Annotated in this window: 5 protein-coding genes; all 5 read left to right on the top strand. The window is 36.9% G+C overall.

The features are described from left to right. Window positions 1–502, top strand: a 502-nt coding sequence (locus tag ACPYKA_RS18120; RefSeq protein WP_479543609.1) for a GDYXXLXY domain-containing protein, incomplete at its 5' end; no start/stop codon positions are given. Window positions 503–878: 376 nt separating this feature from the next. Next, window positions 879–2,366 (top strand): sodium/proline symporter PutP, encoded by a 1,488-nt coding sequence (gene putP, locus ACPYKA_RS18115; protein ID WP_479543608.1) that lies wholly within the window; start codon window positions 879–881, stop codon window positions 2,364–2,366. Between the two features lie 350 nt (window positions 2,367–2,716). After that, window positions 2,717–3,007, top strand: coding sequence for an Asp-tRNA(Asn)/Glu-tRNA(Gln) amidotransferase subunit GatC (gatC, locus tag ACPYKA_RS18110; RefSeq protein ID WP_479543607.1), 291 nt, complete (start codon window positions 2,717–2,719; stop codon window positions 3,005–3,007). A 12-nt stretch (window positions 3,008–3,019) separates the two neighbouring features. Next, a complete protein-coding gene (gene gatA / locus ACPYKA_RS18105; protein ID WP_479543606.1) occupies window positions 3,020–4,489 on the top strand; it encodes an Asp-tRNA(Asn)/Glu-tRNA(Gln) amidotransferase subunit GatA in 1,470 nt (489 codons plus the stop codon). Next, the coding region (gatB, locus tag ACPYKA_RS18100; protein ID WP_479543605.1) for an Asp-tRNA(Asn)/Glu-tRNA(Gln) amidotransferase subunit GatB at window positions 4,486–5,792 on the top strand (1,307 nt) is incomplete at its 3' end. The genes gatA and gatB, both read left to right, overlap by 4 nt.

Below are 5,792 nucleotides of genomic sequence, written 5' to 3'. Positions count from 1 at the left end.
TTATCTAATCATCCTATTGCAAGTTATTGTCATTGTTTTTTTGACGTATCAATTTGAAAAAATCGACCGAACAGGTTATGAAATAAAAATCCAAACATTATCTCCTGAATTTCCGGTATATGGTGATTTTATTGATGGTGACATGTATGTTGAATATGATATTAATAAAATTCAAGCCGACAGATGGAAAACCTCTATGCCGATAGACTATAATACACCTGTTTATGTATTACTTGAAAAGGATAAAACAGGAGTATTTCGAGTTCGTCATGCAGCTACTGAAAAAATAGAAACAACAAAAGAAGATGCGTATGTATTAAAAGGGACTTATCAATACTATGACCAAGATCATGATATTCATTATGTGGATTATGGGCTTGAACATATCAAACAAGCGGATCGTTTTGGAACATTTAAACCAAGAGATGAACTAGTTATTACAATATTAATAGGAAAATGGGGACAGTATAAAGTCGTTGGAATTGATAAATGGAATGAATAGCAACGGAAAAAATTCACGAGCGGAATATTCAAGATTACTTATCGGTTGTGAAGTCAGTCGCTTTCTTTTTAAGTGAAAGTCAACCTAGTTAGATGGGGGGAGATTGCAAATAATTGGATTTTCACTACCAATTTCTATGAAAAAATCTTATAATTAGGCTATGGTAGTTCTGTCCAAATCCCTAACTCAATATCATGGTCAATTATTCTAAAATCAACTAATGGTTATAAGCATAAATGTTTGATAAGCTGGAGATTTTTTTATGCAACGCCACTGTTATGAAGTATATTTCTATCTCAATTGATTACAATACGCATGTATATGAGTTTCGGTAATTTTTATGAAATAGTGATAAATATTTAAAGGAGTGGGTTTTATGTCAACTGATCATATTTATCAGCTTATTGCCATTCTTATTTATATCATCGGAATGTTATTAATCGGCTGGTACGCATATCGTCGTACAGTGAATTTAACGGACTATATGCTTGGAGGTCGTTCGCTTGGTCCTGCAGTTACTGCGCTTAGTGCTGGAGCTGCTGATATGTCGGGATGGCTACTTATGGGGCTTCCAGGGGCAATATATATGGCTGGTCTTGTAGAAGCATGGATAGCTATCGGGCTAACTACTGGAGCTTACTTAAATTGGATATTTGTAGCTCCACGACTAAGGGTATATACACAAGTATCGAATGACTCTATTACAATACCAAGTTATTTAGAAAATAGATTAAAGGACAATTCCAGAATTTTGCGTATTGCTTCTGGGATCATTATTTTAGTTTTCTTTACCTTTTATGTTTCATCTGGAATGGTGGCCGGAGGAGTCTTTTTTGAAAGTTCATTTGGATTATCTTATCATACTGGCCTGTTAGTCGTTTCTATTGTCGTCATCGCATATACTCTTTTCGGAGGATTTCTTGCGGTTAGTTATACAGACGCTGTTCAAGGATTAATTATGTTTTTAGCTTTAATATTAGTGCCAATATTTGGTGTGTTCCTTACTGGAGGGGTAGGTGAAACGGTTAATACAATCCGTGAAGTTGATCCCCAATTATTAAGTTTGGTTTCCGGTGCTTCATATCTTGTAATTATTTCTGCTTTAGCATGGGGGCTTGGGTACTTCGGACAACCACATATTATTGTTAGATTTATGGCAATAAATTCAGTTAAAGAAACAACGCAGGCAAGAAGAATTGGAATCAGCTGGATGATTCTCAGTTTAGTCGGAGCAGTTCTAACAGCGTTGATCGGGATCGCATATTTTCGCCAAAATCCAACGGCTGTTCTTACAGACAGTGAGGCAGTGTTTATCGAGCTGGGACAAATTATTTTCCATCCATTTGTTGCTGGAATAATGCTCGCTGCCGTTCTTGCTGCAATTATGAGTACAATCTCCTCTCAGCTAATCGTTACCTCTTCCGCATTAATTGAGGATCTGTACAAAGCAGTAATTAATTCAGATGCTTCTGATAAAAGGTATGTGTTTCTTGGAAGGATATCGGTTCTTTTCGTCTCGATCGTAGCTTTAATTTTTGCTTGGGCAAAGACGAAAACAATTTTAAAGCTTGTTTCATTTGCATGGGCAGGTTTTGGTGCGTCTTTTGGTCCAATTATTCTGTTATCATTATATTGGAGAAAAATAACGGCAAGTGGTGCAATTGCTGGAATGGTAGTTGGAGCAGTTACAGTAATGATTTGGGGGAACTCTCCACTTACAGATACGTTGTATGAAATTGTTCCAGGGTTTCTTTTAAACTTGATTGTTACCGTGATTGTCAGTAATTTAACTTATAAAAAGAATGATGAAATCGAGGCAGAATTTGAAGAGACGGAACGACTGCTTCAACAAGAAAGATCTTAAAATAGAAAGTAAAAGTAAGTATATGACATATAATCCAGATGCAGTTTTAATGTCCTGGATTATATGTCATTCTAATTTTTCTGTTAAAAATATTAAAATGATAACAAAATTCGTCATTATGCTTAGGCCAAACAATAGCGATTAGTTGCTATTCTGTCGGTTTTTCTGATATTATCAAGGGTGTTGTAACTTTTATTAAGCAGATAAGAAAGTAAAAAACTTTCTTACTGCATAAGTGCAACTAAGGCTTTCGCCAAGGATTGGCGATAAGCCAAGTTTTCTAATAAACATTGATCATAAATTCTGAAGAATGAACAGTATTGTTTAAAGATTTTTTGGAGGTGAAAGAAATGGCAGAAATTACGAAGGAAGATATCCAACGTACAGCAGACCAAGCACGCTTGGCATTGTCAGATGAAGAAGCAAAAAATTATGCTGTGCAGTTGAGTGAAATATTGTCATTTACTGAGAAAATAAACGAAATTAATACGGATGGCGTAAAACCGACTACTAACGGCAATCAAAATAAAAATGTATTACGTGCAGATGAACCGAAGCAATGGGATAAAAGGGAAGAAGCACTAAATAATGCACCGGATCAAGAAAATGGTCAATTTAAAGTGCCTGCAATTATGGATTAAGGAGGTTAGAGAATGAGTTTATATAATGTTACGATCAAACAAATTGAAAACATGTTACATAAAAAAGAAATTTCAGCAGAAGAGTTGGCTGGAATGGCCTTTGAACAAATAGAAAAAGTCGATGACGATATTAAAGCCTTTTTAACATTAAATAAAGAAGGCGCACTGGAAAAAGCGAAACAAATTGATAAAGAAAATGGCTATGACAAAAAATTAGCTGCAATACCTGGTGCCATTAAGGACAATATTGTTACAAAAGGAATTCGGACAACGTGTGCAAGTAAGATGCTCGCGAATTTTGACGATCCTCTATACGATGCAACCGTGACTGAAAAGTTAGCGAATGAAAATTCACTAATGATTGGGAAAGTAAACATGGACGAATTTGCAATGGGTTCATCTACTGAAACGTCCGCCTTTAAGAAAACGGTAAATCCGTGGAACCATGATCACGTACCAGGTGGGTCAAGTGGGGGATCTGCTGCTGCAGTAGCTGCTGGGGAAGTTATGTTTACGCTTGGAACAGATACGGGAGGTTCGATCCGTCAGCCAGCTTCTTTTTGTGGACTTGTCGGGATGAAGCCTACATATGGTCTTGTTTCACGTTTCGGCCTGGTTGCTTTTGCACCATCGCTTGATCAAATTGGTCCCTTAACAAGATCGGTAGAAGATAATGCACGGGTATTAGAAGTCATTGCAGGTCATGATAAAAATGATTCAACAAGCAGTAATCAAACAATTCCTTCATACTTAGATGCACTTTCGGAAGATATCAAAGGTCTGAAAATTGCTGTGCCAAAAGAGTTTTTAGGTGAAGGTGTTTCTGATGAAGTGAAAGAATCTGTTCAAAATGCTCTACAGATGTTTGAACTTTTAGGTGCAACTTGGGATGAAGTTTCTCTACCACATTTGGCATATGCGGATGCTACCTATTATCTAATTGCAAATGCAGAAGCCTCTTCAAGCCTTGCAAGATTTGATGGAGTTCGTTTCGGTAATCGTTCGGATAATGCGAAAGATATGATCGATATGTTTAAACAATCACGGACAGAAGGTTTTGGCGAAGAGGTAAAACGGCGAATTTTAATGGGAACAACCGTTTTGACTGGGGATAATAATGAAGCTTATTTTAGAAAAGCTCAAAAAGTTCGTACGTTAATTCAAAATGACTTCAATGCGGCGTTCGCACAATATGATATTATTCTTGGTCCAACCACACCAACAGCTGCGTTTAAATTTGATGAGAAAATTAGAGATCCGTTAGAAATGTATACGAGTGATATACTAACTGTCCCTGCAAATTTAGCAGGACTTCCAGCACTTTCTGTACCAGCAGGATTTTCGGAGGCAGGCTTGCCGTTAGGGTTACAAATCATCGGTAAACATTTTGACGAACAAACAGTTTATCGTGCCGCATATGCGTATGAAAAAGCGACAAATCATCATAAAAAGCGTCCAGAAACAGGGGGTGCCGAAGAATGAAATTTGAAACAGTTATTGGATTAGAAGTCCATGTTGAATTAAAAACGAAGTCAAAAATATTTTCATCAAGTCCAAATGCTTTCGGTAGTGAACCGAATTCCAATATAAATCCAAAAGATTTGGGATATCCGGGAACATTACCAGTATTAAATGAAGAAGCTGTGAATTTTGGTATGAAAGCTTCAATGGCTCTAAATTGTGATATTGCTTCTGAAACAGTGTTTGATAGAAAACATTATTTCTATCCAGATAATCCAGCAGCTTATCAAATTTCTCAAGATGAACAACCGATTGGGGAAAATGGTTGGATTGAAATTGAAGTCGATGGGAATAAAAAGAGAATAGGTATTGAACGTATTCACTTAGAAGAAGATGCGGGAAAATTAACCCACGCAGTCGATGGCTCTCTCGTTGATTATAACCGTCAAGGTACACCGTTAATTGAAATTGTTTCAGAGCCTGATATCCGCTCACCTGAAGAGGCGTATGCGTATTTAGAAAAATTGAAAAGCATCATTCAGTATACTGGTGTGTCCGATGTTCGAATGGAAGAAGGCTCGCTTCGTTGTGATGCCAATATTTCTCTACGCCCAGTTGGACAAGAAGAATTCGGAACAAAAACGGAGCTAAAAAATTTAAATTCGTTTGCATTTGTCCGAGCAGGACTCGAATATGAAGAGAAACGTCAAGCGAAGATATTATCTGAGGGTGGCGTAATTGAGCAAGAAACACGTCGTTATGATGAAAAATCAAAAAAGACAATTTTAATGCGTGTAAAAGGCAGTGCCGACGATTACCGATTTTTACCAGATCCTGATCTCGTCCCTTTATACATTGATGATGAATGGAAAGAACGAATTCGAAAAGAAATTCCTGAGTTACCTGATGCACGAAGAAAACGGTATGTAGAAGAAATGAACTTACCAGAATATGATGCGGGAGTTATGACAGCGACAAAAGAAATGGCTGATTTCTTTGAAGAAACGGTTAAACTAGGTGCAGATGTAAAACAAGCTTCCAACTGGCTCATGGGAGATATCTCTGCATATATGAATAAGCATTTAAAAGAGCTTCACGATCTTGCGATTACACCTGAAGGATTAGCAAAAATGATCAAGCTCATTGAAGATGGAACGATTTCGTCAAAAATTGCAAAACAAGTGTTTGCAGAACTTGTGGAAAATGGAACTGATCCTGAGAAATATGTGAAAGACAAAGGACTTGTGCAAATTTCAGATGAAGGACAATTACGTGAGATTGTTGATCAAGTACTTGATGAAAATGAACAATCTGTAGCTGACTT

Source organism: Pseudogracilibacillus amylolyticus (SeqCode) (assembly GCF_051918545.1).
In the GTDB taxonomy this organism is placed as follows: Bacteria; Bacillota; Bacilli; order Bacillales; family Amphibacillaceae; genus Pseudogracilibacillus.
The sequence above is the reverse complement of the archived record's forward strand: the minus strand, read 5'-3'. Positions and strand labels throughout refer to the sequence as shown.